The organism is uncultured Enterovirga sp. (assembly GCF_964242715.1).
Taxonomy (GTDB): domain Bacteria; phylum Pseudomonadota; class Alphaproteobacteria; order Rhizobiales; family Beijerinckiaceae; genus Enterovirga.
The window spans coordinates 1-26,049 of record NZ_CAXTAZ010000018.1; the positions used below are offsets into that span (position 1 = coordinate 1).

At 65.1% G+C, this 26,049-nt stretch carries 21 protein-coding genes and 3 pseudogenes; 7 read left to right on the forward strand and 17 right to left on the reverse strand.

Annotation, left to right across the window (positions count from 1 at the left end; translation table 11 throughout):
• The first annotated feature begins 344 nt into the window (after window positions 1–344).
• On the forward strand, window positions 345–965 hold the full coding sequence (locus ACFE87_RS10965; protein WP_375459669.1) for a tyrosine-type recombinase/integrase: 621 nt from the start codon (window positions 345–347) through the stop codon (window positions 963–965).
• Between the two features lie 513 nt (window positions 966–1,478).
• On the opposite strand, the gene ACFE87_RS10970 is transcribed toward ACFE87_RS10965, so the two are convergent.
• From ACFE87_RS10970 to ACFE87_RS11000, 7 genes are all read right to left on the reverse strand, one after another.
• Entirely contained in the window at window positions 1,479–1,679 is a 201-nt protein-coding gene (locus tag ACFE87_RS10970; RefSeq protein WP_375459670.1) for a hypothetical protein, read from the reverse strand.
• A 298-nt stretch (window positions 1,680–1,977) separates the two neighbouring features.
• The gene (locus tag ACFE87_RS10975; RefSeq protein WP_375459671.1) at window positions 1,978–2,682 is read right to left on the reverse strand and encodes an amino acid ABC transporter permease; all 705 of its coding nucleotides are present in this window, start codon (window positions 2,680–2,682) and stop codon (window positions 1,978–1,980) included.
• Window positions 2,679–3,377: an amino acid ABC transporter permease gene (locus tag ACFE87_RS10980; RefSeq protein ID WP_375459672.1), complete on the reverse strand. Its 699-nt coding sequence runs from the start codon at window positions 3,375–3,377 to the stop codon at window positions 2,679–2,681. Before ACFE87_RS10980 ends, ACFE87_RS10975 begins: the two co-directional genes overlap by 4 nt.
• Before the next feature lie 25 nt (window positions 3,378–3,402).
• Window positions 3,403–4,248, reverse strand: a complete 846-nt coding sequence (locus ACFE87_RS10985) for a transporter substrate-binding domain-containing protein (protein ID WP_375459673.1) — start codon at window positions 4,246–4,248, stop codon at window positions 3,403–3,405.
• A complete protein-coding gene (locus ACFE87_RS10990; RefSeq protein ID WP_375459674.1) occupies window positions 4,245–5,015 on the reverse strand; it encodes an amino acid ABC transporter ATP-binding protein in 771 nt (256 codons plus the stop codon). The genes ACFE87_RS10985 and ACFE87_RS10990 overlap by 4 nt, the downstream gene beginning before the upstream one ends.
• Window positions 5,012–6,139: a pyridoxal phosphate-dependent aminotransferase gene (locus ACFE87_RS10995; RefSeq protein WP_375459675.1), complete on the reverse strand. Its 1,128-nt coding sequence runs from the start codon at window positions 6,137–6,139 to the stop codon at window positions 5,012–5,014. The genes ACFE87_RS10990 and ACFE87_RS10995 overlap by 4 nt, the downstream gene beginning before the upstream one ends.
• 188 nt (window positions 6,140–6,327) lie before the next feature.
• A complete protein-coding gene (locus ACFE87_RS11000; RefSeq protein WP_375459676.1) occupies window positions 6,328–6,999 on the reverse strand; it encodes a GntR family transcriptional regulator in 672 nt (223 codons plus the stop codon).
• A gap of 129 nt (window positions 7,000–7,128) precedes the next feature.
• On the opposite strand from ACFE87_RS11000, the gene ACFE87_RS11005 reads away from it, so the two are divergent.
• Window positions 7,129–8,463: an aspartate aminotransferase family protein gene (locus ACFE87_RS11005; protein ID WP_375459677.1), complete on the forward strand. Its 1,335-nt coding sequence runs from the start codon at window positions 7,129–7,131 to the stop codon at window positions 8,461–8,463.
• 110 nt (window positions 8,464–8,573) lie between these two features.
• Here ACFE87_RS11005 and ACFE87_RS11010 read toward each other — a convergent pair.
• The 3 genes and pseudogenes from ACFE87_RS11010 to ACFE87_RS11020 all read right to left on the reverse strand — a co-directional run.
• Window positions 8,574–8,996: pseudogene (locus tag ACFE87_RS11010) on the reverse strand (transposase); the annotation flags it as partial.
• Window positions 8,979–9,141, reverse strand: a pseudogene (locus tag ACFE87_RS11015) (IS5/IS1182 family transposase); the annotation flags it as partial. The pseudogenes ACFE87_RS11015 and ACFE87_RS11010, both read right to left, overlap by 18 nt.
• A gap of 283 nt (window positions 9,142–9,424) precedes the next feature.
• Window positions 9,425–11,608, reverse strand: coding sequence for a diguanylate cyclase (locus ACFE87_RS11020; RefSeq protein WP_375459678.1), 2,184 nt, complete (start codon window positions 11,606–11,608; stop codon window positions 9,425–9,427).
• Window positions 11,609–12,570: 962 nt separating this feature from the next.
• On the opposite strand from ACFE87_RS11020, the gene ACFE87_RS11025 reads away from it, so the two are divergent.
• Entirely contained in the window at window positions 12,571–14,502 is a 1,932-nt protein-coding gene (locus tag ACFE87_RS11025; RefSeq protein WP_375459679.1) for a putative bifunctional diguanylate cyclase/phosphodiesterase, read from the forward strand.
• A gap of 312 nt (window positions 14,503–14,814) precedes the next feature.
• Here the strand turns inward: ACFE87_RS11025 and ACFE87_RS11030 are convergent, their stop codons facing one another.
• Both ACFE87_RS11030 and ACFE87_RS11035 read right to left on the reverse strand, forming a co-directional pair.
• Window positions 14,815–15,837: a ketopantoate reductase family protein gene (locus ACFE87_RS11030; protein WP_375459680.1), complete on the reverse strand. Its 1,023-nt coding sequence runs from the start codon at window positions 15,835–15,837 to the stop codon at window positions 14,815–14,817.
• Window positions 15,838–15,876: 39 nt separating this feature from the next.
• Window positions 15,877–16,458: a carboxymuconolactone decarboxylase family protein gene (locus ACFE87_RS11035; protein ID WP_375459681.1), complete on the reverse strand. Its 582-nt coding sequence runs from the start codon at window positions 16,456–16,458 to the stop codon at window positions 15,877–15,879.
• A 143-nt stretch (window positions 16,459–16,601) separates the two neighbouring features.
• On the opposite strand from ACFE87_RS11035, the gene ACFE87_RS11040 reads away from it, so the two are divergent.
• The 4 genes from ACFE87_RS11040 to ACFE87_RS11055 all read left to right on the forward strand — a co-directional run bounded on the left by ACFE87_RS11040 (window position 16,602) and on the right by ACFE87_RS11055 (window position 20,564).
• Window positions 16,602–17,678 (forward strand): Gfo/Idh/MocA family protein, encoded by a 1,077-nt coding sequence (locus ACFE87_RS11040; RefSeq protein ID WP_375459682.1) that lies wholly within the window; start codon window positions 16,602–16,604, stop codon window positions 17,676–17,678.
• A gap of 77 nt (window positions 17,679–17,755) precedes the next feature.
• Window positions 17,756–18,328 carry a hypothetical protein gene (locus ACFE87_RS11045; protein ID WP_375459683.1) on the forward strand — a complete coding sequence of 191 codons (573 nt, stop codon included), beginning with the start codon at window positions 17,756–17,758 and terminating at the stop codon, window positions 18,326–18,328.
• Between the two features lie 68 nt (window positions 18,329–18,396).
• The gene (locus tag ACFE87_RS11050) at window positions 18,397–19,305 is read left to right on the forward strand and encodes a Bug family tripartite tricarboxylate transporter substrate binding protein (protein WP_375459684.1); all 909 of its coding nucleotides are present in this window, start codon (window positions 18,397–18,399) and stop codon (window positions 19,303–19,305) included.
• A gap of 80 nt (window positions 19,306–19,385) precedes the next feature.
• Window positions 19,386–20,564, forward strand: a complete 1,179-nt coding sequence (locus tag ACFE87_RS11055; RefSeq protein ID WP_375459685.1) for an MFS transporter — start codon at window positions 19,386–19,388, stop codon at window positions 20,562–20,564.
• 596 nt (window positions 20,565–21,160) lie between these two features.
• Here ACFE87_RS11055 and ACFE87_RS11060 read toward each other — a convergent pair.
• From ACFE87_RS11060 to ACFE87_RS11080, 5 genes and pseudogenes are all read right to left on the reverse strand, one after another.
• Complete coding sequence (locus tag ACFE87_RS11060) at window positions 21,161–21,658, reverse strand: MaoC/PaaZ C-terminal domain-containing protein (RefSeq protein WP_375459686.1); 498 nt, start codon at window positions 21,656–21,658, stop codon at window positions 21,161–21,163.
• 49 nt (window positions 21,659–21,707) lie between these two features.
• On the reverse strand, window positions 21,708–23,303 hold the full coding sequence (locus tag ACFE87_RS11065; RefSeq protein ID WP_375459687.1) for an acyl-CoA synthetase: 1,596 nt from the start codon (window positions 23,301–23,303) through the stop codon (window positions 21,708–21,710).
• A 43-nt stretch (window positions 23,304–23,346) separates the two neighbouring features.
• A pseudogene (locus ACFE87_RS11070) lies at window positions 23,347–23,751 on the reverse strand (PaaI family thioesterase); the annotation flags it as partial.
• A 16-nt stretch (window positions 23,752–23,767) separates the two neighbouring features.
• The gene (locus ACFE87_RS11075) at window positions 23,768–24,745 is read right to left on the reverse strand and encodes a Bug family tripartite tricarboxylate transporter substrate binding protein (RefSeq protein ID WP_375459688.1); all 978 of its coding nucleotides are present in this window, start codon (window positions 24,743–24,745) and stop codon (window positions 23,768–23,770) included.
• Between the two features lie 23 nt (window positions 24,746–24,768).
• Window positions 24,769–26,013 carry a 4-hydroxybenzoate 3-monooxygenase gene (locus tag ACFE87_RS11080; protein ID WP_375459689.1) on the reverse strand — a complete coding sequence of 415 codons (1,245 nt, stop codon included), beginning with the start codon at window positions 26,011–26,013 and terminating at the stop codon, window positions 24,769–24,771.
• Window positions 26,014–26,049: the final 36 nt, after the last annotated feature.

Genomic DNA, 26,049 nt, shown 5'->3' on the forward strand with positions numbered 1-26,049 from the left:
CGCTCCCTACCCAGTCCAACGGGCCCTCACGGCCCCGATGCGTTCTGAGGCCGTGCGAATGGGCGACGCTGGCCGAATGCAGGCCTGGGCCGGCAATCTGCTGCCCTGTCAAGAGCAGAGCCTGCAGGAGATGTGGTGCAAAGGCTCTGGACCGAGGCTCGCGCCATTCTCACCTGAGGCCTCGGGCGATATCCAGACCCTATCGATTAGGCAGGGACTCCGGCCCGAAGTGGCGGATCTTGCATCTGTTTTCGGGCAGGCACCTGGAGTCTGCTTCTGGCGCAGGTGATTAGTGGTCCGGCCCGTCGAGCGCGATCCTGACATCCCCTACTTAGGAGTGTGTCATGCGTTCAAATGTCGAGGCTCTTCGCGGATCCTGGAACCGCGGTCGAATCGTAGGGCCAACGCCTCCTCTTAAGCCGAGGCACATATGGGCCATCCGGACCCGTCTGCAGCACGAGGGCCGTACTCGCGACCTCGCCTTGTTCAACGCCGCGATCGACAGCAAGCTGCGCGGCTGTGACCTCGTCCGACTTCGCGTCTCCGATGTACACCTCGGCGACACGATCCGGCTGCGCACCACCATCGTCCAACAGAAGACCGGCAGGCCTGTACCCTTCGAGCTAACCGAACCCACGCGGGATGCGCTTGCGTCGTGGCTCCGCCTTCGAGGATTGCGGGGAAGCGACTGGCTTTTTCCGAGCCGAAGCCGCCCAGGCGACCACTTGACGACGAGGCAGTACAGTCGCCTGCTTGATGATTGGGTCGCTCTGGTCGGTCTCGATCCTGCGGCTTACGGAACGCACAGCCTCCGGAGGACAAAGGTCGCGCTCGTCTACAAGCGTACTGGCAATCTGCGGGCCTGCCAGCTCCTCCTCGGCCACACGAAGCTCGAAAGCACTGTCCGGTTTCTCGGGATCGAGGTTGACGACGCGCTGATCCTCTCGGAGCAGACCGACCTCTGAGACGAAGCACGGTGGCTAACAGCCGCCGTGCCCACCGAAGGACCGGGTTGGGTGGCAAGCCGAAGTTGGCTACCTACCCAAAGCAGGACGTTCGGCCTCGCGACCATGCAGGCAATCTGGGCGGTAAAACAGCATCCCGTGCAGCGCCAGTCTGACAACCTGATCCGTTGCCCCGGAGGAGCCTCTTGCGCCTGCGGAGAACCAACAAAACAGAGGCCTAGGTCGACTGGTCAGGACTCTCGGAGTGTTGTTTGATGAATTCCCAAAATGCTGAGGGCATTCTCCCCGCTCGTCGATCAGCGTAGATCTCGCATATGAATGCACGGTCACCCTCGTTCAAAAAAAGCTTAAATCGCGCATTCCAGGCAGATGCTGAGCTCGAAGTCCAAAGAAGCCACTGATTTGGAAAGACTTGTATCCAGTCGAACGCCTTATCGAGCGTCCGGCGAAGCGGCCCCGAATCAGGGGGTTTGCGAAAATCGGCTGTGATAAGAATGAAGCGCTTCCGAGGCATTATTTATCCACCTCTTCCGCATCGCCCTGCTCTGCAACTCCCTCTTCTACGTCCGGACCAGGAGGAAGTTTGCCAATCTTTGACTTGAGCATCTCCGTAGACAAGCGCGTCGCTCTCAATGCCCAGAATGCGCTTAGAGCACTCACAAGGGCGGAAAACCCTGAAATGATAACTGCGATTAGGCCAAGTTGGTCAGCCATCACTTAACCTCCGAAAGAGCTATGCAGGAGGTCGACACAACGCAGGCAAAAATCCACGTGAGACCAGAATAACCAAGAACATTCTTTGCAAAAAACATCATTAGAAAGCCCGTGCTCCGAAGCTCCTCGAACCAAGGCTTGAGCCGCGTCACTTGCCGATATCGTATAAAGGGCAGGCATGCTCCCCGGGCCCCAGATCTCAGCATTACCTATGACTGTCCACTGAAGAATCCTATTCTTTGTAGGCAATTTAAGAGCAGGTAAAGCTCGCCGTGCCGGCCATGCCGTCCCAGCACAGCTATCTGGCGAAGAAACAAAACGAGCGATTAAACCGGCCCCGATCCTCGAACCGGCGCATTCCGAAGCTCAATGAACAGTTCAGGATGAAGTATGCCCCGAGCAGCAATGCGTACACCTCGATGGGTGCCGTGAGCAGGCGATTGTTAATCTGCCGGCCGATCTCGGTGAGTTCGGCGAGGCCGATGAGAAAGGCGAGGGACGTGTTCTTGACCAGTGTGATGTAGCGGCCGGTCAAGGCCGGAATGACGTTGTAAGCCGCGATCGGCAGCACCACGTAGAGCACCTGCTGCGCCTGAGACATCCCAATCGCGCGCGCCGCCTCGATCTGCCCCGCAGGTACCGACAACAGCCCGCCGCGGAGGACCTCGGCGATATAGGCGGCATTGAACAGGACCAGCGCGACCAGCACGCTACCGAACTTCGAGGGGGAGAAACCGAAATACGGCGGCACGAAGTAAGCCCAGAAGATCAAGATCAGGAGCGGCACGTTGCGCAGGAACTCGACGTAACCGGCGGCAAGCCACCGCACCGGTCGGTTGCCGGCGAAGCGCGCGTAGCCCACGGCGAAGCCGATGACGGTGCTGGCGACGATGCCGAGGATGGCGAGGGTCAGCGTCAGCGCCAGGCCGCCCAGGACCGGCGGAAAATCGCCAACCAGTAGGCGGCGGAGATTGTTCGCCGTGAAGACCAGATCCCAGTTCACGCGACCACCCGCCTATTCCGCTGCAGGAAGCGCTGCATGAGGTTGCCGAACCCGGCGATGGCGAAGCAGACAATCAGGTAGAACAGCGTCACGACGAGCAGCGCCTCGACACCGCGGAAGGTGTAAACGTCGATGTAGCGCGCCTGATAGGTGATCTCGGTCACGCCGATGGCGAGCGCTAGGGACGTGTTCTTGACCAGGCTCACCGCCTCACTGGTCAGCATGGGCGAGACAATGCGCAGGAGCTGGGGCGCAAGGATCGCGCGGACCGTTTGCGGCAGCGTGAAGCCGATGGCCTGCGCCGCCTCGTATTGCCCGCGCGGGATGGCGTTGAGCCCCCCGCGTACGATCTCGGCGACAAAGCCACTATGGTACAGTCCGAGCGCGAATGTCGCTGCGATGAACTGGAACCCGTAATCGCGCAGGGCAACGATGGCTGCTTCCGGCAAAACTACCGTCGAGGAAAAGTACCAGAACAGTATCTGAACAAGAGGCGGTGTATTGCGGAAGAATTCCACGTAGAACCAGCACACGGGCTTCAGCCAAGGGATCTGTAGCCATCGCAGAACGCCGAAGAAGAAGCCGAGTATGAGCGCGAGCGCGAGGGAAGTTGCGGCGAGTTGAAGTGTAACCGCCGCGCCCTCGAGAAGACGGTCGCCGCTGGGGCCGAGCAGGATGCTCCAGTCGAGCTTCACGGTCGTGATTCCGGCCGCGGCCGGCTCAATCCCACAGGATCATCGAGAAGTTGATCTCGGACTTCTCGAGGTTGAGCTTCGTGCCAGGGCCGATCCAGCGACCGTAGATCTTGTCCCAGCTGCCGTCGCGCCAGATGTCCTGCAGCGCGAAATTGACTGCGTCGCGCCATTTTGAGTCGTTCTCGCGGAGTCCGATCCCGTAGTCTCCACCGCCGACCGACTCGCCAACAATGACGTAGTCGGACGGGCTCGGAGAGTTGGCGCGCAACCCCGCCAAAATGATAACGTCGGCCACAACGGCGTCGACCAGCCCGCGCTGCATGGCGAGGAACGCCTCCGGATAGCCCTCGAAGGTCTGCGTCGTGGCCTTCGGCTGGACCTTCTTCAGGTTCTCGACGACCCCGGCGCCGACCGTGGTGCCGGCTCGCTTGCCGGCCATGTCCGCCAAGGACTTGATGCTGCTGGTCTTCTTGACCATCAGCTTCTGCCCGGTCCAGAAATATCCGATCGAGAAGTCGATGACCTGGTCACGCGCACGGTAGTGAGTGAGCGTGGCGGCGATCAGGTCGATGCGCCCTTGCTGCAGCAGCGGCACCCGGGTTGCGGCCGTCACCGGGACGAGCTCGACCTTGGCGCCGAGGCGCGCCGCGACCTCGGTCGCGATGTCGATGTCGAAGCCGACGATCTTGCCGGCCTCGTCAACAATGCCGAAACCCGGCACCTCGGTCCGGACGCCCGCCCGAAGGGTGCCGCGCTTCTTGACCTCGTCCAGGGTCGATCCGACCTGTGCATGCGCAACCTGGGTCGCTCCGAGTGCCAAGCCCAGGGCAGCCGGCGCGGACAGCGCCGCAAGCAATCTTCGTCTGTTCATGACGTCTCCGCTCCCTCACTCTTGCCAAGCATGGTGCCGACGAACCTCTGCGCGTACGGGTTCTGAGGCGATTGAAAGAAGGAATGCGGCGTCGCCACTTCGACGATCTCGCCGGCATGCATGAACGCGACGCGATCGGCCACTTCGCGTGCAAAGTTCATTTCATGGCTGACGACGATCATGGTCATTCCCTGGCGGGCGAGCTGGCGCATGACGTCGAGCACTTCGAGGACCATCTCCGGATCGAGCGCCGAGGTGGGCTCGTCGAACAGCATCAGGGCCGGTTCCATGGCCAGGGCGCGCGCGATCGCGACCCTTTGCTGCTGTCCACCGGAGAGGAAGTCAGGGAAGACGTCGGCCTTCTCCAGAAGCCCGACGCGTTCGATCAGTGTCCGGGCGGTGCGCTGCGCCTCGGCGGCGCTCTTGCCCAGCACCTTGCGGGGTCCGAGCGAGACGTTCTGCACCGCCGTCAGGTGCGGGAAGAGGTTGAAGGACTGGAAGACCATGCCGACATGCCGGCGCATGTCGCGGAACCCGGCGCGACTGAAGGGAACCGCGTCGCCACGGAAGCGGATGCTTCCGCCATCCGGCGTCTCCAGGCCGTTGACGCAGCGCAGGAACGTGCTCTTGCCCGAGCCGCTCGCCCCGCACACTGCGACGACCTCGCCGGCTCCGATGCTGAAATCGATGGATTTCAGCACCTTCAGCGAGCCGAACGCCTTGGACAGGTCGGTGATCTCAAGCAGCGGCGCAGGCTCGCCCGTCATGCAGGTAGCTCCGCAACAAGCCTGGTCACGCCTTCCACGATCATCGGTAATGGGCCGACGAGATTGATCCGGATGTGATCCTGCCCGGCCGTCCCGAACGCGGCGCCTGACGTTACGGCGACACCAGCCCGCAACAGATGCTCCGTCATCGCGTCGCCCGACAGCCCGGTTCGCGCGACACGGGGGAAGAGGTAGAACGTGCCCTGCGGCGGCGTCAGTTCCAGGCGACTGTCCCCTGCGAGGAGCGACATGCAGGCGTCGCGCTTTCTCTGATAGGCTTGGCGCAGCGTCGGCGCCCAGGACGGCTCGACGACCAGGGCCTCCATCGCGACCTTCTGCGAGGCAAGGCTGACGGACGAGATCACCTGCTGGGTGCAGTTCGCGACGAGCCTGCAGACCGATTCAGGCCCGACGAGCATGCCGACGCGATGGCTCGGCATCGCGAACGCCTTGGAGAAGCTGTAGAGCAAGATCGTCTGGTCCCGGATGGCGTCGAACACGCCTGGGCTGAGGTGACGGTTGTCGTCGAAGACGAAGAGGTCGAAGCTCTCGTCACAGATCAACCAGAGCTTCCTGTCCGACACCAGCGCGGCCAGCGCCGACAGCTCCGTCTCCGTGAAGACGCGGCCGGTGGGATTGTGGGGCGTGTTGATAATGATGGCGCGCGTGCGTTGGCCAACGGCTGCAGCGACGGCGGCCAGATCGAGCCGGTCACCCGCGCCCAAGGCGACGGGAACTGAACATCCCCCGGCGAGCGCCACCGACGGCCCGTAGGTGACCCAGCAGGGGTCGACGATGACGACCTCGTCCATCGGCTCGAGCATTGCGAGCAGCGCGAAATACAGGGCCTGCTTGGCACCGATCGTCACGACAATCTCGGTGCGCGGCGAGCGCTGCACTCCGTGGATCCGCGCGAGCCGCCGAGCGAACTCCTCCCGCAGAGCGGGCTCGCCCCACGCGTCACCGAGCGTGTTCTCGTCAGGCCGGATCTCAGGTGATGCGAGCGGGATGGGCGCTCTCGGATCCGGCGAGCCGCCCGACAGGTTAAAGACCTGGTGCCCTTCGGCCCGCAAGGCTCGTACCCGCTCGCCGACGGCCAGGGTTCCGGAAGGGGGCAGTTCCAACAAACGTCGTGAAAGATGCACCAGGGCCCTCGTCAAGCAACCCACTCCGACCGACATTCATTGTAGAATGTCTACAAGCGCAATCCGAATGAGAAGCGAGACCCGCTTGTTTGTCAATTGCGCGTTGCCCGCTCCGCTCCCGTTCCTGTCGAGACATCGGCGTCGCAAGCCCCGCGCCACGGCTGCCGCTATGCCGCTTCCAGCGCCTTGAAGTAGATCTCGATTGCACGAGACAGATTTGTGGTCACGTGCTCGGTCGTCAGCTTGCGGGCGAGAGGAAAATTTCTGTCTCGAAGAGCTGTGCTGATGCGGCTGTGATAGTCGTATTGCGGACGACCGGAAAACTCTTTCAACATGAGCAGGTACCGCGCCGGTAAGGACATCGCATTGACTTGATTCATGACCGTCGACAGCACCGCGCTTTCGGCCGCATCGATGATGCGTTGGTGAAATGCGATGTTGGCTGAAAAGTACGCGTCAATGGCACCGGCCAGCGCGTGCTGCAGCATGTCGGCGTTGATGCGGTCGAGCGCGTCGGCCAGGACCCCGACATCCTTACCGGCTAGGACGTCGATCACCTCCCCTTCCAGCTGAGCGCGAAGGCGATAGAGCTGGCGCAGTTCCTCTTCCTGCCACTTGCGGACCCTGAACCCTCGTCGCGGCGAGTGCACAACCAGTCCCTGCAGCTCCAGAATCCGGAAGGCCTCCCGCACCGGCCCGCGGCTGCTGCCGAACTCGGCGCCGAGTTCGACCTCCCGCAGGTTGCTGCCCGGCGGGAAGCGCCAGCGAATGATATCGCCTTTGATCTTCTCCGCCAGGAAGTACGGAATGGTGTGCGGTAGCCCGCCCGAATCACTCATCCAAACCTTCCCTGAGCCGGACCTGTCGGCCCAGCTCCGCCCGCGAAGCAGCCATCTTGTAGACAATCAACACTTGACAACCAGTGCCCCCGCATGATGCATCCTGGCTCTCGGGACGGGAGAAGAGAGATGGACGCACGGGCAGTCAAGGAACTCGTCGACGAGTGGATGATCCCGACACCTCCCGGCGCGTACATGGCTGGCATCGAGAACCGACCGGTGATCGCCCGCGCTGAAGGCGTGGCCGTCTACGACACCAATGGCAAGCGCTACCTTGATTTCGGCTCGGGCCAGATGGCCGCCGCACTTGGCCACAACCATCCGCGCTACGTCGCCTCGGTAAAGCGTAGCCTCGAAACGATCAGCCACTCGACCAAGACGTTTCTGAACGTCGACCGGCTCGAGCTGCACCGCCGTCTCGGGGAAATCCTGACGCGGCCGCTACAGAAGAGCCTGTTCCTGGTCAGCGGCAGCGATGCGATCGAGGCTGCCGTCGACATGGCCCGCAAGGCGACGGGTGGGGTCGACGTCCTAGCGCTCAACATGGCGCTACACGGTTCGACCTCCTTTGTAACGCGTTCGCTCACCTTCGGCTGGAACCGCAGCAGGCACGGTCTCGCTGCGCCCGGTACCTCGGCGATCCTCGCGCCTTACGCGTACCGCAGCCCGTTCGGCGACGAGCCCGACTTCGTCGAGAAGTGCCTCGACCTCAGCTTTGAGATCGCGGACAGCAATTTCACCGGCAGGCCGGCCGCGGTCATCGTCGAGCCGGTCCTGAGCGCCGGTGGCGTCGTGGTGCCGCCGCCCGGGTACATCAAGGCGCTTCGCCAGAGAGCGCACGACCGCGGCATGCTGCTGATTATGGACGAGTCCCAGACTGGGCTCGGCAAGACTGGGCGGATGTGGGGCCACCAGCACGAGGACATCGTGCCCGACATCATGACGGTATCGAAGCATTTCGGCGCCGGCCTGCCGGTCAGCGCCGTGTGCACCACGCCCGCGATCGCCGAGCGGGCCGTCGGGAACGGCTACTTCGCGACCCGTTCGCACGCCTGCGACCCTATCGTCTGCGCGGCGGGCGTGGCCAGCATCGACATCATCCAGGAGGAGGGACTCGTCGAGCGCGCGGCCGCGATCGGCACGCGTGTGCAGGCGGAGCTTCGGGACATGATGCAGGAAATCGAGGCCATCGGCGACATTCGCGGGCGCGGGGTCCTGCACGGCATCGAGTTGGTCGAGGACCGAAAGACCAAGGCACCGGCCAACGAGCTTGCCCGCGCGGTGGTTCAGCAGTGTCAAGAAGCCGGGCTGTTGCTGCAGGCTCGAGGCAGCCACGGGCGGCTGAACGTCATCCGCCTCGTACCCCCGATGACATCGTCCGATGACGAGATCGACGAGGGCATGTCGACGCTCCGCAAGGCTCTCAGCACGCTCCAAAAAACAAGGCGCTTGCAAGCGGCGTAATGAGGTACATCTTCAGCCTGTGTGAGAGCGCCGAAAGACGTCAAGGCTGTGGCGGAAGGGGCTGACGGTTTGCGCGGCGGGCTTGCGGAGGAGCCTCCGCTCACTCGCGACATCACGACCACAGCCTGGCTGAACAGGTTTAGTCTACGGCACAGAACCACGAACTGCTTACAGGCAGCCTGGATGCCGGACCCTTATCCTTGCGGAAGTCAGCCAGCCTCGCGAAGTCGCGATCAGCCGGCCATTGAGTCAGATCAGCTCGAGGTTGCGCTGGCTCTCGCGTTCGAGACGACGGCTCGTCGGGACGCGGTTGAAATAGCCGTAGAGATAGAACTTGAGCAGCGTCGCCGGATGGTAGGCGGGCCGGCCCGTCGCCTCGGCACGGCGCTGGCGAAGCCCAACGCGGTCAGATCGAGATCATCGACGAACACCTCGATAAGTCGAACTGGATTGTCGGCCCCGATGTAGTCGTCGAGGCAGTCGGGAAGGGGGGTGACCTGCTGGCGATCCTTCGCGATCAGCATCCGGATCATCAGCTCGGGATCGATCGAGGGCCGTCCGATGTCGCTGTAGAACGGCCGCAGGTGCGCCCGCAGATCCGACAGATCGACGACCCGGTCGATCGCGCGCAAGTTGGTCAGCCGGGACATGACGCTCCAGGCTGAACTCGTAGAACAGCGCTTCCTGCGCCACCCGCCGCTCGCCCATCATCCCGTCGCCCTCCGTCCCGAGAGCGACTGAATCAGGACTTCAAACCCGCAGCAACGCCGACTTTTTCAACGCAATCGGCGCTACCACGACCTTGGTCGCGCGCAGGGCGAAGTCGGCCTCGCGCCCATCCCGGCCATTCGAGGCCGCGACACGGATGCGAAACCAGACACGCCACGTTCGAGGCTCGAACAGGAGGAAGGTTACCGTCCTAGAGAGCTTGGCGCCGTTTTCTTCAACGTCGGCGGAGGCCCTAAGCCGCCACTACCTGACGAGGTCCCCGGGCCGGCTGAGCCAGCTCGACCCGATTTCGCCCGGCGGCCTTGGCCGCATAGAGAGCTCTGTCCGCACGCGCGATCAGATCGGACATGGCCTCCCCTGAGGCGTATTGGGCGACTCCAAAGCTACAGGTGACGCTGACCTCCGCTACCATCATGGCGGCAAGCGCGCCCCGGAGCTTCTCCGCCACTTGGCAGGCCGCTTCGACGTTCGTGTCAGGGAGCACGATCAGGAACTCCTCCCCACCCCAGCGAACCACACGATCGGCCGGACGGACGAGACCTGATACAGTTCTCGATGAGGCGGCGAGGACCTCGTCACCTGTCGCGTGGCCGAACCTGTCGTTGACCTTCTTGAAGTTGTCGATGTCGTAGAGAACGACTGAAATTGGGCTTTCACGCCGGTCGGCCCGCGCCAATTCCCTCGGAAGAAAATCGTTCAACGCAAGACGGTTGTGCAGACCGGTCAAGGCGTCCGTCGTTGCCTTGACGCTCATCTCGCGAGCGAGATCATGAAGTTTGGCTTGAGCCGCGCGTTGCGCCTCCTCGTGCATCCATCGCTCCCTCCCGAGGAGGTAGATCACGGTCATGACCGTGACCAGCAACGTGATGATGATGCCCACGAACCGCGTCGCGAATATCTCGCGGGTCGGCTTCAGGATGATCAGCGACCACCCATCGGCCCCGATGAAGCGGCGGCGAACATATTCCCGTTCGCCATCCAGTTGTGTCCAGACACCATCCTCGATCTGACGAATGGAGATCGGTCGAAGATCGAGCTTCCCAAAACGGCTGCCGAGTTCGAGTAGGAGGTCGTTCTCAACCGGCCACAGGGTGCGACGGAGCGAGTCCGGCACGTTGGTCATGACAACGACCCCGTTGGGGTCGATAAAGAAATAGGGCCTGTCGAAATGCTCTAGGTCACTCGAGAACCCCTGCACGGAGGTCACGAGGGTCGCGGCACCGACCGTTCGATCGCCGGCGAGCACCGGCTGGCTCCTGGCGAAGAAGGTCGTACCTGACCCGGGCTCGAAGACGAAGGCCGATGTGTGCTTTGCGACGCTTCGGAAGGAGCGGACGAGGAGGCCCTGAAGTTCCTGGGCGGAAGGCCCGGACGAAGCCAGGACGGTACCCTCGCCATTGGTGATGTATCCGGCCTGAGCTCCGCCGGCCTCGATATGCAACCCCAAGGCCGAGCGTGCTTCGACGAGAGGGGCCGAGAGGGGGTCGGCTAGCAATTCCTGGACGGGCCTAGCGCCGGCTAGGGTCTTCACGAGGGCCTCGACCGCTCTCGTTTCGCCCGCAAGCCGGCTCGCGAGCAAATCAATGTCCCCGCTCGCCTCCAGCTGTACATTGTGCCGGTAGATGCCGCCCAGCCACTCAGTCAGTGTCCATCCAGCTACGAGGATCGTGGACATCGCAACCGCGGTCCAGATCAATTGCTTCCGCAGGTACTCCGCGAAGGAATTTGAGGAGACATCGCTGGAAAGCCGTTGGCCCCAGATGGCCCATGCGGAAAACGCGATCCAGCAGGCGAGAAAGCCACGCACCAGCTGGACTGGCATGCCGGTGAGGGCGGCGAATGCTGGATAGTTCAGAACGCTCGCGGGCCAGAATGACGCGGCGGGAACGATGGCGCCCGCCGAAAGGCCGTAAAGCGCAAACCCCACGGATGCCGCCAGCGCATAGGATTTGCCGCGTGCGGAAAGGGCATCCGCCCGGCGGACAAACATGACGCTCGCCGCCAACGATCCGAAGAGGCCGAAGCTATACCTCGCGGCGATCCCAGCCGGTAGGGTGCCGGCCCACAGCGCCACTGCGCCGATCCCGAATAGGATCGGCAGATAGGCCCATCGGCCGGGAACTCGGTGCCCCATGCCGGCCGCCTGCAGCCGAGCGAACTCAGTCAGGAACACGAAGGAGATCGTCATCCCGACCATCCGGATCGCCGCGAAGCTCGGGCTATCCCCGAAGAGCAAAGCGCTCAAATCCAGCCATTCGCCCGCGCCATGGACGAATCCAAAGCCAGCGAGCATCGTCCAGGATCGATCACGTGGCGGGCGCCTGGCGATCGCCCAGCATGTCGCCCCAAGGAGAATGAAGGCCAGCCCGTAGAAGAAGAAAATGAAGTCAAGCTGATCGCTCAGGAAACCTGCCATTGTCTGCCTAAGGTCTCCCTCGACACGGTGGATGGACATGAGGTTAGGCCTTCGACGGTTTCTAGCGGGTTCTGAAGTCGCCTGGACCGGCGGATAATGAGACAGACAGGGCCGCTATTTCGAGGACCGATCAGGTCGCCAAAGTGTAAGAAGGCGCCCGTTCTGCCTCATGCAGGCCGCGAAAGGGTCAGGCCGAAGCGCGCGCGACCTCGAGTATCTCTGCCCCTCGCGACTGTCAGCGCAGCCATTCTCAGGTCTTCCATCGAACCCGGTCCATCGCGTCCGTGCCTCTCACCGATCTTGCGCTCGAACCGGGAACGCAATTGTTAAGATCCGATCGGATCACGGACCCGTAGCGCCTCCCGGACCGATACTCCTGGGCGGAGTGCGAGGTCGGTTCCTTCTCGACGATTGTACCGGCCGGCATTCTGTGTCGGGGCCGTGTTCGACGTTGACCTGGACAGCGAACTCGCTGGCGCTTCTCAATGGGCTTCTTTCGAGCCACGGCATCGTTGCCGCCTCCATCGGACCTGGAGCCCTGCCTCAGATGAGCTCCAAGGCAACACGGACCGGCTGCCAATCGTAGCCCTTCTCCTACTGAGGCGCCGTTAGCCGTGGCAGTTGCATTTGACGCACCGGCCCAGCTGCCAGCTGATGGTCTCCGGCCCTCAGTAGGCCGGCTGCAGAGCCGGGATCGGAGTAGAAGCAGTAACCGCCACGCAAGCCGACAATTTACGCTTCCGGGCAATTCGCCAATCTCGGCTCATGGCGGCGCACCCCGGAAAGGCCTCGTTCGCGAAGTCAAGGGGCGGATCGCGCCGACTTCGACCTTAGGGACGTCACTGGGCCCCGAAGCCTCTCACCTATGTGATCATGTGTACGGGGCGGGCAGAGAACCGATTCACCTTTCTCAACCAGGGTCTTGCGAGATCAGGACCCGGGCGATGCGAAGAACCTCTCGTATGAAGACGCGAGCGAGCAAGGGCGAACCCGAAATGGCCAGCTCCAGCGCGCCAGAACTCGAGAAGGAATCCTCTCGCGTCCGCGACAGAAAATTGTCCGTTATCGCGAAGATCGTCCCGGTATCCGTCTTGATCAACGCTCTTAACGGCGTCTTTGTATCGTATTTGTTCTGGAACTATGGCCACAATACTGCCTTGCTGATCTGGTGTGGAACCAACCTGCTCTACTGCGGCTCGATGCTGCTGGATCCACGTTTGTTAAGGTGGACGGTCGAAACAAAGACGCCTTGGCTATACCGGTCAATCTTGTTCCGGGCACCGATCCTCGGCGTCATCTGGGGCAGCCTGCCCTGGATTGTGTGGCCCACACACACGCACGGCGACGCTCTGCTGGTGGGCATCATCGTCAACGGAATGATCGCGGGCGGCATGATGCGCCTGTCCGTCTTCCCGCAGGCCGCCATCACTTTCGGCTCCGTCGCGGCCATGCTCGTCACGGGAGCTGCTTTCAAAGCGAGTGTTCAGACCGGGATCGCTGCGCTCGTTCTGGAGACCTCCTTCATCGTGTTCATGGGCAAGCACATTACCAGCCATGTCGACACCATCGTGGAGAGTTGGTCGAGCACGGAGGCTGCTGCGCAGGCTGCCGTCGAGCAGCGCCTGAGGGACCCGCTGACAGGCCTGCCCAACAGGTTCGCCTGCAACCAGAGACTGGAGGCCATGCTCGGAGAGGCGAAGCCGGTCAGCATCCTCCTCCTTGACCTCGACAGGTTCAAGGACGTCAATGATGCGCATGGTCACGCCTTCGGAGACTACTACCTCCAGTCACTTTCGCGGCGGCTCTCGAATCTGATCGGCTCTCGGGGAACGCTATGTCGTACAGATGGCGATTCGTTCGTCGTGCTGGTCCCGAGCAAGGAAGCGGTCGAGGTTCTCGATCTCGCCCAGCTCTGCGTTGAAGCGTCAAAGGAGACGCTTCAGATTGGGAACATCGTGATATCGGGCGAACTCAGCGTCGGTGTCGTGTTCGCGAGCGGGCAGCCGCCGGATGCCCTTATCCCAGAGGCCGAGCTGGCCCTCAGCGAGGCCAAGGCGGCAGGTCGACGTCAGATTGCCGTTTTCGAGCCGAGGATGCGCAAGCAAGCGCAAGAGTGGCGCGCCTTACAAGCTGAGCTATCGCGGGCTGTCGAGCAAGGGGAGTTTCGTCTCGTTTACCAGCCCCAGGTCGACCTTCAATCAAACCAGCTGGTCGGCTGCGAGGCGCTACTGCGGTGGCAACATCCGGACAAGGGCCTGCTCGCTCCGGGCGCGTTCATCGACGGCTTGGCCGACGATCTTGCTGAGAGGGTCGGCTGGTGGGTTCTCGATGAAGCATGCCGTCAGTTCGGCGCGTGGCGTGACGACGGCCTCGACGTTGGTCAGATCGGCGTCAATCTTTTCGAGACCCAGTTCCGGTCCGGTCAGCTCGGGGCTCGGGTCAGAGATGCCTTGCTGCGCCACCGGCTTCCACCAAATGCGCTCGAACTGGAAATAACGGAGACGATCACGCTGCATCATCACGATGCTGCCCTGGCGCCCCTTAGATCGCTGCGCGCTGCCGGAGTAAAGATTGCCTTCGACGATTTCGGGACAGGTTTTGCTTCGCTCAGCATGGTCAAACGCTTTCCGCTAACCCGCTTGAAGGTCGACCGGAGTTTCGTTCGCGATCTCGGGCTCGACTTGCACGACGACGCCATTGTGCGAGCGGTTCTGGCGATGGCACGGGCTCTGAACCTCGACGTAGTCGCTGAAGGTATTGAGAGCGAAGGGCAGGCCGAACGGCTGGTTGGCTTAGGATGTCCTATCGGGCAGGGATTCTTGTTTGGACCTGGTCTGCCGCCCACTGATTTCACCCGCCGTTACGGTCGCGCTCAGATCAGAGATGCTGCCTAGTCGCCTTTGAGGGCTGGAGCTTGCCGAAAGCAAAAGGCCAGTTTTCCAACGCCGGGATGCAGACAACGATTTTGACGCTTCTAGCCCAGCTCCAACTTTCAACGGAGCTTCCTGGACGTGGCGGTTCGGAAATCCTGGGAAGGAGAAGCGAATTCTTCCACGAGCCTGAATGGAGTCGCGCTGCCGTTGGGCGTCATCGGAGCGCTCACGACCAGAGCGCGTCAGGTGCTCGCCGTGGCAGGTCAGCGAGGGAGTGCCGCCCCGGCACAGCACCTTGCCTTGGCTGCAAGCGTGCTCTCAGGCCGGATTGGCCTATCTCTGTGCGGCGGCGCTCGCAAGCTCGTCGGCGAGTTCGCGCCCGATTGCCCGCTGCCCGGTCTCAATCGCTCGGACGAGGTCGACCAGTTGGTCCAGAAGCGGCGTCGAAATGCCGTGCCGGCGTGCGATGGCGCGAACCGGCGCCAGTTGCGCCCCGATGTCGGTTGGACGGCGGCGAACGGCGAGATCGCGATGGTAGCCGCTGTGCTTCTTGGCCGATCGCCGCTTGAAGACGAGGTTCGCCTCGATGGAAGCGGCGACCGCATGCGGATCACCGCTGAGGAACGCGGCCGGATCGTAGCCCTGGAAGCCGCGAGGCGTGACGCCCTCGGCAACGGCGGTCAGCAGAACCTCCCGGGCGAGACCGGTCAGCGCCGGTTGCATCCGCGGGTCGCCGATGAATTCGACCATGGTGTCGTTCGTCAACGCGGAGGCGGCCAGCAGGGTGGCGTAGCCGGTCTTCCCCCACAGGATGGCGAGGACGTCCTCGCTCACGTCCGTGTCGGGCTCGAAGTCGCGCAGTATCCGACCGATGGCCTCGACCCGCTCCGTCCGTTCTCCGTCCAGCTCGCCGAGGACAAGGTTGCTGCGCGCGCCGTAGATGATGCGGCCGGGCTCGAGCCAGTCCGCGGAGAAGTTGACGAAGGCGCCGATCGTCCGTTCTCGCCCGACGATCCCGGCGATCTCAACCGGATTGAGACCATTCTGGCAGGAGACCAAGGCTCCATCCGGTGCGAGGTGCGGAGCAAGCTGCCGGGTTGCCTCGGCGGTGTGGTGCGCCTTGACGCAAAGAAGGATTAGGCCGTGCTGACCGGCGATCGACCCCGGTGTGACGGCCGAGGCCCCGACCGTGAAGCTCGCGATCGGCCCCTCGATCGACAGCCGGCCCGATGCGATAGCTTCGACATGTTCCACGACGACATCGACGAACAGCACCTCGTGGCCGGCCCGAACGAGGTGCGCGCCGATTGTGCCGCCGATCGCGCCCGCGCCCCAGATCACGATCGGTGCGGTCATGCGCGGCCCTCGTTCATCACGTGCGGATCGGCAAGGTGCTCACGCGCGCGCCTGCTGCTCGTCAAGCCACTTGCGCTGCCAGTTGAGCTCCAGTTGACAGACTTCCGGCGGCTCGAGCTGGACGTCGTGGCCGATTATCAACGCGCCGGCCGACAGGTAGAAAGCGCTGAGGAGGCCGAAATCCGTGACCTGGCGTGGGCTGAAATGGCGGAGCGCCTCGTCCGTTACCTCCTGCGGCACGCCCGACATCGACGAAAACGCGAAAACGTATCGGCACAGCGCTTGGTCGGCGTCCGAGAGCCCGGGCGGGACCTCGCCGCGCTTGAGAACTTCCATCTGTTCCGGCCTCAGGCCGCACTGGATGGCGAGCGGAGCGTGGTGCCCCCACCCATAGGGGACATTGCGGACGGTTGCGCAGATGACGAGTTCGCGCTGCGCCTCGGTGAGGTCGGTACCGTAGCGCCCGTAATGTCCGAGCGACTGATAGGCTTGCAGCCCATCCGGAGCCTGGGCGAGGGAGCGCATCAGGTTCGAGACCCAACCCCGGCTCGCCTTTACCCGCTCGAAGCTCGCGGCAATGGCGGGGTTCTTGGCGAGGTCGACCTCCGGCAGCTTCCCCATGCTTCTCTCCTTACCTTTGAGACGCCGACGCTCGGGCGTCGGAAGATGCTTAGGCAAGACGGGCGTCGGGCGCCATGCCGATCGGCGCCGGAGCCATGCGTGAAACGCATTGACGAAACAGGCTGGGCACGAACACTGCCGCCGTGCCGCGCTCGCAGATAATCCGTCCCAGAACAGCTGATCGAGGTTCCTCGCGGCGCATCCGTCTCGGCCTCATCGGATGCGGTCGCATCGCACGATCGGTGCACCTGCCCGCCATCGATCGTCTGGCGCAGAGGTTTGAGCTTGTTGCCATCGCCGATCCGGACCGGGAGGCGGCGGGCCGGGAAGCGGTCATCCGCCTGGCCTCGGCCGATGTGGACGGCCATGCGCTCCTGGCCCGCGACGACGTCGACGCTGTCTTGATCGCCACTCCCGACGAGCTACACGCCGAATACGCGATCGCGGCCGCCCGGGCCGGCAAGCACGTCATGTGCGAGAAGCCGATCGCAGCGAGCCTCACTGATGCAGACGCCATGATCGCCGCAGCCCGGGTGGCAGGGACCCGGCTGCTCGTCGGCCACTCGCGGCGGCACACCCGGCGGTACTTGGAGGTCAAGGCTGCGCTCAACGAGGGTCGGATCGGGCGGCTCCGCCTACTCCGGGAGAACGAACGCCGGCACCGCCCGGCTGCAACCATCCTGCCCGGCGGAGCCTCGCCGCTTGGGAAGGGCGTTGCGTGGATGAACGCGATCCACGAGACGGACCTTCTCAGATGGTTCAGCGGGCAGGAGCCCCTCTCGGTTTACGCCCAGCAGCGCGCCACGGGGGCGGCCGGCGCGATTCCGGACTTTCTCACATTTACGGTTCAGTTCGCCGATGGGGCAATCGGATCGAGCGAGCTCAGCAACGGCGTGCCGGAGAGCTATCCAGCCCGCCACGCGCTCGAGCTCTACGGCACCGCGGGCGCGATCCGGGCCAAAGACAACGATTTGGTTCCGCTCACCATCTACGCTCCGCAGGGAGCCTCGTTCCCGGGCAGCCTCGGCTTTTTTCAGTACAATCCGGCCACATACGACAGGCAGCTCGCCGCCTTCGCGGACGCCGTTGCCGACCCGGCTTCGGGGCTGCCGATCTCGCCGGAGGAGGCCCGGGCGGCGCTCGCACTGGCGATCGCCGCGGTCGAATCGGCTGAGAGCGGCCGCGTGGTCGCCCTTGGGCCGGCGCCGCACAAGGTTTGAGCGCCGTGGCCGATAGCGACGTTCGTCGCCGGAGCAGCTCCGGCCTTCTGGCGCGGACGGAGGCGGGCTCTCTGGCGATGGCGAGCGTCTCGGCCGGCGAGCTGGGCGGCGTGGAGTCCTTGTACCTCGCGATCCGGACCTCACGCCTCCCTGAGCCGGCGGGCGGCGCGGACGTGCTGGCGGAGCTTGGCCCCGAGGCGCTGGACTTTGCTCTGGCGGTCCTGCCCGGACGGATCGCCTCGGTCCATGCCACAGGCGGCGCGCTGTTCAGGGAGGCCGTGCTCGATACGGTGGTCCTGATCATCGCAGCCCAGCCCGGAGCGGTCGCCACGATCGAGCTGTCCCGCTGCCTTCCGTCGACCATTCCGACGACCGGACTCGGCGAGGTCGAGATCGAGGTGATCGGCAGGTTGGGCGCGCTCCGAATAACGCCGTACCCGGCGGTCATGGTGACCACAGACCACGGAGTCGCGGCACGGCCGTTGCTTGACGTGCCCAACCCGGCCCGCAGCGGCCCGATCAGGTCTCTGGACGGCAACGAAGCCGTCCAGGCTGCCCTGGCCGCGGCTCGGCTCTCGCTGACGCGCGGCGTTCCCGTTGATACGGTTTCGCTACCTGCGGCCGAAGAGATGAAAGACCTTCGCCCATGATCAAGCCTTTCGGAGTTTTTGTTCGCTGTGCCTTGGTCTGCGCGGCTTACCTCTGGTGGCCCTTAGAGGTGGCCGCCCAGACCTATCCGGGCCGAACGGTCGTGCTGTCCGTCCCGACGCCGCCGGGCGGCCAGCCCGATATCTTAGCGCGTCTGGTGGCCGACCGGCTGAGCAAGGCCTTGCCGCAGCGTCTCGTGGTCGAGAACCGGGCGGGCGCCAACAGCAACATCTCGCCCCGAGAGGTGGCGCGCGCCGCTCCTGACGGGCACACGCTCCTCGTCGCCAGCGCCCCATTTTTGATCAACACGAGCCTCTACACCGACCTCGCATTCGACCCGATCCGCGACTTCGTGCCTGTCGCGATGCTCGGTGCCGCGCCGAGCATTCTGATCGTTCATCCGAGCGTGCCGGCGAAGACACTGGCCGAATTCGTCGACTACCTGCGCCAGAGTGCCGGGAAGCCGATCTACGCTTCGCCTGGCGCCGGCACGGCGAGCCGGCTCCTGTTCGAGCAGTTCAAGCGACTTGCCGGCGTCGAGCCCGGCATCGTACCCTACCGGGGCGCCGGCCCGGTCTTCAACGACGTGCTGGCCGGCCACGTTCCCATGACGATTGCCCAGGTGGAGGTGGCGGCTGCGATGGTCCGCGAGGGTCGCCTCCGCGCGCTGGCCGTCAGCTCGCGCGAGCGTAGCGCGCTGTTGCCGGACGTACCCACCTTCCGGGAGCTCGGCTTCCCGATCGAAGTGACGGTATGGTCCGGCCTCTATGCCCCTGCCGGGACGCCGCCCGCCATCGTCGAGCTGCTCAATGCCGAGACCCGCAAGGCGCTCGCTGAGCCGGCGGCGCGCGACGTCATGGGCAAGCTCGGCATCGTCTCCGAGCCGCTGACGCCTGCCCAGCTCGGCGACTTGGTGAGAGCCGAGATCGCGCGCTATGCGGGGATCGTGAAGGCGGCCGGGATCACGGTCGATCAGTGACGACAGGAGAGGACGAAAGCTCGTCGAGCAAAGGCACTACCGATCGAGTCTGGATCGTGGCGCTCGGCGCCACGTTAGGCATGCAGACAGTTGCGTCCTTTCTCGACCAGAGCCTTGCCGTCGTCGGACCACTCCTCACCGCGGGACTCGGCATTCCGGCCGAGCGGATCGGCCACTTTTCGTCCCTAAGCGCATTCGGTGTCGTGCTGTTCCTGACCTTCGGCACGCCGCTGCTCGCCCGCTTCGGACCGGTCCGCATGCTGCAGGTCGGAACGGCCCTCGCCGTCCTCGGACTAACCTGCGCGGCGAGCCGGTGGTGGCCGCTGATGTTCCTCGCGCCCGTCCTGATCGGGATCGGCTACGGCCCCAACCCGCCGGCCGGAAGCCGCATCCTGTCGGCGACCGCGCCGGGGCGGCACCGCACGCTGATCTTTTCCCTGAAGCAGGCCGGCGCCCCCGCCGGAGGTGCGCTGGCCGGCCTTCTCCTCGCGCCGGCCGCCGCCGCCTGGGGTTGGCCGGGCGCGATCGCGCTCGCGATCGCTATCGCCATCTGCGCCGCGTTTGCGATTGAGCCGGCGAGAACGCGCCTCGATGTTGAGCGCGACCCTGCCCGCCCGGTCCGGCCAAGCGACCTTCTCAGGCCGGCGAACGTCATCGCGCCCTTCCGGCTAATCCGGGACGAGCCCGGGCTTCTGACTTTGACCGCGCTCGCGGTCTCGTTCTCGATCGTCCAGGGATCGCTGTTTTCGTTCGCGGTGACGTATCTCGTCATTTCTCGCGAACTGTCACTGGCCGAGGCGGGTATCGTTTATGCCTGCCTGCAGGCAGCGGGCGTGGTCGCCCGGATCGCGATCGGCTGGCTCGCAGACCGCACGGGATCGGCCGCCCGAAACCTCGCCGTCCAGGCGCTCGCCGCGGCCGCGATGGTCTGCGGGTTCGGCTCGCTCCCGGAGCACACGCCACTCGAGATTGCTTGCCTCGTCGCCGGCGCAACCGGGTTCTTCGCAGTGAGTTGGAACGGTGTCTTTATGGCCGAGGTTGCCCGCCTAGCGCCGCCGGACCGTGTGGTTGAGGCGACCGCATCCAGCGGCGTCATCACCTTCCTCGGCTACATGGCCGGCCCGACCCTGTTCTCCCTGCTCGTGACTGCAGCGGGTAGCTACAAAGCAGCGTTCCTGGCGGTCGCGGCCCAGCTCGCCTGCGTAGCTACAGTTCAGCTCTTCCTGCTCTTTCGCCACAGCGGCCAGTTCCGGGCCTGACATCCCGATCGGAGGCGAACTCCGGCGGGGTGGCGACCTCCCGGCCGCCACCAGCGTTGTCAGCGCTTTCGCCGGCCTCGATCGATCTTTCGGGTGCGTAGAGTCCCGATGTTCATAGGTCATCCGTGCGGTGCAGCGCGTCGTATCGATCAGGATCGCGATGTTGGGATCGCCGAGGTCGAAGGTGCTGAGAGCCCCGTCCTGGGAGAAAGGCGCCACGTGGTGGGTTCGGAGCCTGTTGCGCGGTGAGGCATGTTTGCTGGCCAGCCTCGCGCCGATGCGGCGGGTTGGTCGCCGACAGGGCCAACGATGCCAACCACCTGCGCGACGTCCTGGCCGCCCAGGGCACCGAGGCCGTTGTCCCGCCCAAATCGAACCGGCCCCGGCCACCCCAGCCACGATCGCCTCGCTTACCGAATGCGCAGCGTCATCGAGCGCGCCTCATGCAGGCTCAAAAACTGGCGAGCCATCGCATCCCGGCCCCCATACCGGACACCGGCAGTCTTCACGGCTATCCCTTGACGCTTCTCACTCGCGAGAAGCCATCGGCGCGAGCATTTTAGCGGACGTTAGACATGTCGCCGAGGTGAGTCGCCTCATGCGGTAATCGCCTGGACGCGGCGCCTCAGCACGAGCGTCCAATCGCCCTCCACGACCGGCTGGTCGTGTTGGTTCAGGACCCGCCGGCGCATCATGATCACGCCGCGGTCGGGCTTCCGGCTCTCGCGCGTCTCGGTTACGGACAGCTCGACGCGGATCGTGTCGCCGATGAAGGTGGGCTCCAGGAAGCGTAGGTTGACGCCGGCGAGGCCCAGCGTGCTGCGCTCGATACCCCTCATGATAGGCAGCCGGACCACGAGGCCGGCGGTCATCGCGACCACCAGCATGCCGTGCGCCATGCGCCTCCCGTGTGCGGTGCCGGCCGCATAACTCTCGTCCATGTGCAGGGCGTGGAAGTCTCCCGACACGCCGGCGAAGTTGACGATGTCCGCCTCGGTCACCGTGCGTCCGCCTGACAGACAGACGTCACCCGCCCTCAGGTCCTCGAAGAACAGCTGCCGGTCCTCGGCCAATGCGAACGACGGTTCGGTCATGGGTTCTCCTTCATGGCCGCGCGGCGGCAGTCCTGGTTGCGCCTCCCGCTCACGCGGTTTCCGATGCGGGCTCGCCCAACCTGAGCGCGCGGCGCGAGATCTTGCCCGAAGCGGTGCGCGGCAGGGCCGCGACGAAGGCGACGCGGCGGGGGTATTTGTAGGGCGCGATTTCCGCCTTCACGTGGTCCTGCAGCTCCTTGGCGAGCTCGTCCGATCCGCTGAGACCGGGCCGGAGCACGACGAAGGCCTTAACGACCTCGCCCCGGAGGTCATCGGGCGCCGCGGCGACCGCGCATTCCTGCACGGCCGGATGCAGCATGAGGGCGTTCTCGACTTCCGTTGGGCCGATTCGGTACCCGGATGAGCTGATCACGTCGTCGGCGCGCCCGACGAAGTAGAGGTGACCCGTTTCGTCCTGATAGCCGGCGTCTCCCGTCCTGTGCCAGCCATCGCGGGCGAAGGCGGGCACAACCTGCCCGTCCTGCCAATATCCGAGCATCAGACCCGGATTGTCGCCCAAGAAGGCGATCTCGCCGTGAACTCCGGCGGGACAGGGGCGGCCCTCGTCGTCCAACACCGCCATGGCGTTGCCCTCGATGGCCGCGCCTATCATTCCGTTGACGGCCTCCCGGCCGGGGTCGGTCAGTGTCGAGGTGCAAGTTTCCGTCTGCCCGTATCCCACTATCAACGGGGAGCCGGAGAACCGTGACCAGCTCGCGGACAGCTCCGCAGTCATCGCCTCGCCGGCCGAGATGGTGAATCGCAGGCGGGGCAGCGGACGGGGTGACGCCCGGCCGATAATCTGGCGCAGCTCGGTCGCGACGGCGCTGAACACCGACACCCGGTGCTCGTCGAGCAGTCTCACCTTGTCGTCCGCAGTCAAGGAACGTTCGACTATAAGCGAGGTCGCGCCCCAGAACCAGCTGCCGTATAACAGGCAGGATCCGGCGCGGGTCCAGCCGGGGTCGCTGGTGGTCCAGATCACGTCGTCGGCGTCGATCCCGAACTGGACCCAGGGCTGCCAGCTGCGAACGAAGACCGCTCGCGCGCCATGCACCACGGCCTTGGGGAGGCCGGACGACCCGGACGTGAAATACATCAGCGCGGGCGCGTCGGCCGGCAGTGCCGGAGCGTCCGGCGCCTCGCGTGGCGTGTCGACGATGCGATCGAGATCGTGCCATCCCTGCGCCGGGTCACGCGCGATCCGGACCGGGATCCGGTCGTGCAGCCCCTCGAACAGGTGCAGCAGCTCCCCGCTGCTGATCGCGGCAGTCGCGCCGCTCCTGTCCACCCGGTAGGCCACCTCGCCAGCGCCGATCTGGGTCACGCAGGGCACCGGGATGGCGCCGAGATGGTGGCAGGCGCCGAGCGCGACCAGCCAGAGCCCCGTCCGGGGCATCAGCAGAAGGACGCGGTCGCCCGCGCCAACTCCGAGGTGGCGCATGGCGCCGGCCAGGCGGCCGACGGCCTCTGAGACCTGTCGGTAGGTCCAGGTCGTGGCCGAGCCATCCGGACCGACACTGATGAGGGCCCGCCGGTCCGGGGTGGCGCGGCCCCGGGCATGGATGACGTCCCCGGCGAAGTTGAACCGGGCGGGCGGCGTTAGGCGGCCTCCCTGGAGGCCCTTCCACTCGTGTCCGAACATGGGTGTTTCCGTGCGAGGCAGGGCTCCGGCGCCGAGGCCGTCGTCAATCCGCGGATCTCCGGGTGAGCTTGAAGGTGCCGGAGGCCGTCGCGACCGGCTTGTCGTCCCCGTCCAGCGCCCGGGCTTCGCAGAAGGCAATCGACCGCCCCCGCTGAATGCAGGTCGCGAGGATGCGCAGGTCGCCCTGCGCCGGCCGCAGGAAGCTCGTGTGCATCTCGATCGTGCTGGCTCCGAGCCCTTCCGGGTCGGACGCGCGGGCGGCACCCGACATGGCGAAATCGAGAGCCGCCATCAGGCCCCCGCCATGCAGGTGGCCGGCGCTGTTGGTGAGGTCCGTCCGGAAGGGCAGTCGGACCTCCGCGACGTCGGCCGAGGCCGTCCCGGCCTCCGCGCCGAGAAGGTGGAGGAACGGCACGTGGCGGCCGAAATGGCGGGGCTCGTTCATGCGAGGACGCGCCGGACGGTCAGGACTTGCCCTCGCTGAGCTCGATCGCGCGACCCCACTTGCGTCGCTCGCGCGCCAGGTGCTCGGTCAGGTCCGGGCCGGTCAGCGGCGTGACCCTCAGGCCGGCGTTGACGAGCAGCTTGCGGGCCTTCTCCTCGCCCATGACCTTGGTGATCTCCCGGCTCAACCGGTCGATGATGGCGGGCGGTGTCCGGGCGGGCGCGAAGATGCCGAACCACGAGACGATCTCGTAATCCTTAATGCCTTGCTCGGCGATCGTGGGCAACTGCGGCCAGGCCGGGTCGCGCTTCGCGGCCGAGAGGCCGATCGCCTTGAGAGACCCGGATTGCATGTGCGGCGCGGCGATGGACAGCTCGATCGAGCCGAAATCGATGTGCCCGGCCAGGAGGTCGGTGACCACCGCCGACGTGCCCTTGTACGGCACGTGGTCGATCTTCAGGCCGGCCTCTCGGGCGAAGAGGTCGCCTGCCAGCGAATGGGGGGAGCCCACGCCGGAATCGCCAAGTGTCAGGGGACGCCCCCGGCTTTGCGCGAAAGCCACCAGCTCCGCGACGGACCGGGCCGGCACGGCTGAGCTCACGAGCAGCACGTGCGGCACGGAGGCCGCGAGCACGACAGGCATGAGGTCCTTCGCCGTGTCGTAGGGAAGGGGCGGCTGCATCAACGGACGGATGCTGATCGATGTCGTCGACCCGACCAGCAGGGTGTAGCCGTCCGGCGCGGCCCGTGCCACGGCGGCCGTCCCGATCGCGGCCGAGGCCCCGGCTCGGTTCTCGACGATCACGTTCCGGCCGAGACTCTCCCCCAGCGGTTCGGCGATCGCCCGGGCGACGAGGTCGACGGAGCCGCCGGGCGCGAAGGGCACGATGATGGTGACGACGCGGCTCGGGTATTCGTCAGCGCGGGCGTGAGGGATCAGGGCCGATCCGATCCCGAGGGCGACGAGGCTGCGGCGGGAGAGGGGCTTTTCGGGCATGGAGGTCTCCTCGGGTCAGGCGATCAGCCGAAAATGGGGCGCGGCGGCTCGCAGATGCGCGGGTACTCTTGGCCCTCGCTGTCGGGCAGGAAGCTCGTTTTCAGGCGTGCTCCCGCGTAGCACTGGGCGAGGCTGGTGGCCGCGGCGCGATTGGTCGTGACGTATTCGAGCTGCGCGAGCTGCTGCTTGCGGAGGTAAGGGTCGTCGAAGCTGTGCCGCTGCAGCATCTGGGTCTGGCTCGCGGTGAATTGCTGGGAATGCCAGACTCGGGCCAGACACACGGACGAATAGCGGTTCAGGCTCTCCTCGCTGCCTGTCCGGAAGAAGTCGCGCGCGGCGTCGGCCAGCACGCAGACGTCGGCGATCGCCTGGTTCATGCCCCGGCCGCCGGTCGGCGGGACGACATGGGCAGAGTCGCCGGCCAGGAACAATCGACGGTACTGCATCGGCTCGCACACGAAGCTCCGCAGGTCGAACTTCGCCTTTTCCCGGATCGGGCCCTCGTTCAGCGTCCAACCGTCGATGTCGATGCGGGCGTGCAGTTCGCTCCAGACCCGGTCGTCGGACCAGTCGTCCGGGGCGTCGCTCAGGGGAATCTGGATGTAGTTCCGACTGACCTCCGGCGACCGCATGCTGTGCATCGCGTAGCCGCGCTCGTGCGCGCACGTCACCAGCCAGTCGCTGGAGGGAGGCGCCTGCACCAGAATGCCGAGCCAGGCGAATGGATACTGGCGTTCGAAGATGCTGACGTGTCCGTCGGGGATACGGCCGCGGCCGATCCCGTGAAAGCCGTCGCACGCCGCCAGCAGGTCGCAACGGAGCGACCGCTCCTCGCCCCCGTGCCGGAAGATGATGGTCGGCCGGTCCTCCTCGAGCCCGTCGATCCGCACCGCTTCGGCGTCGAACAGGATGGCTGCCCCGTCCCGCGAACGGCGGTCCAGCAGGTCCTTCACGACCTCCTGCTGGCCGTAGATCACGTTCCGGCGACCGTCGACCAGCTCGAACCAGTTGATGAAGCGCCGCTTTCCATCGAAGCGGATCTCCATCTGCTCCTGCGGGAGCCCCTCGCGGTCCATCCGGTCGCCGACCCCGGTCCCCCGGAAAAGGCCGGCTACGTCGCTGTCGATCACGCCGGCCCGCACGCGTCCGCGCACGTACTCGCGGCTCCGCGCCTCGATGATCACGGAATCGATCCCGTGCAGGTGGAGCAGATGCGACAGCATCAGTCCGGCTGGACCCGCCCCGATGATCCCAACCTGCGTTCTCATCCTGCCTCGTTCCGTGACGTCACTGCGGGCCCTGCG

Bases quoted from the DNA above. Each gene is read 5' to 3' on its own strand.
- ACFE87_RS11080 (WP_375459689.1), bottom strand. From the start codon at position 26,013: ATGAGAACGCAGGTTGGGATCATCGGGGCGGGTCCAGCCGGACTGATG.
- ACFE87_RS11020 (WP_375459678.1), bottom strand. From the start codon at position 11,608: ATGGCAGGTTTCCTGAGCGATCAGCTTGACTTCATTTTCTTCTTCTAC.
- ACFE87_RS11045 (WP_375459683.1), top strand. From the start codon at position 17,756: ATGGCGAGCGTCTCGGCCGGCGAGCTGGGCGGCGTGGAGTCCTTGTAC.
- ACFE87_RS11000 (WP_375459676.1), bottom strand. From the start codon at position 6,999: ATGAGTGATTCGGGCGGGCTACCGCACACCATTCCGTACTTCCTGGCG.
- ACFE87_RS11025 (WP_375459679.1), top strand. From the start codon at position 12,571: ATGAAGACGCGAGCGAGCAAGGGCGAACCCGAAATGGCCAGCTCCAGC.
- ACFE87_RS11055 (WP_375459685.1), top strand. From the start codon at position 19,386: ATGCAGACAGTTGCGTCCTTTCTCGACCAGAGCCTTGCCGTCGTCGGA.
- ACFE87_RS11035 (WP_375459681.1), bottom strand. From the start codon at position 16,458: ATGGGGAAGCTGCCGGAGGTCGACCTCGCCAAGAACCCCGCCATTGCC.
- ACFE87_RS11075 (WP_375459688.1), bottom strand. From the start codon at position 24,745: ATGCCCGAAAAGCCCCTCTCCCGCCGCAGCCTCGTCGCCCTCGGGATC.
- ACFE87_RS10965 (WP_375459669.1), top strand. From the start codon at position 345: ATGCGTTCAAATGTCGAGGCTCTTCGCGGATCCTGGAACCGCGGTCGA.
- ACFE87_RS10970 (WP_375459670.1), bottom strand. From the start codon at position 1,679: ATGGCTGACCAACTTGGCCTAATCGCAGTTATCATTTCAGGGTTTTCC.
- ACFE87_RS10985 (WP_375459673.1), bottom strand. From the start codon at position 4,248: ATGAACAGACGAAGATTGCTTGCGGCGCTGTCCGCGCCGGCTGCCCTG.
- ACFE87_RS11060 (WP_375459686.1), bottom strand. From the start codon at position 21,658: ATGACCGAACCGTCGTTCGCATTGGCCGAGGACCGGCAGCTGTTCTTC.
- ACFE87_RS11065 (WP_375459687.1), bottom strand. From the start codon at position 23,303: ATGTTCGGACACGAGTGGAAGGGCCTCCAGGGAGGCCGCCTAACGCCG.
- ACFE87_RS10990 (WP_375459674.1), bottom strand. From the start codon at position 5,015: ATGACGGGCGAGCCTGCGCCGCTGCTTGAGATCACCGACCTGTCCAAG.
- ACFE87_RS11005 (WP_375459677.1), top strand. From the start codon at position 7,129: ATGGACGCACGGGCAGTCAAGGAACTCGTCGACGAGTGGATGATCCCG.
- ACFE87_RS11030 (WP_375459680.1), bottom strand. From the start codon at position 15,837: ATGACCGCACCGATCGTGATCTGGGGCGCGGGCGCGATCGGCGGCACA.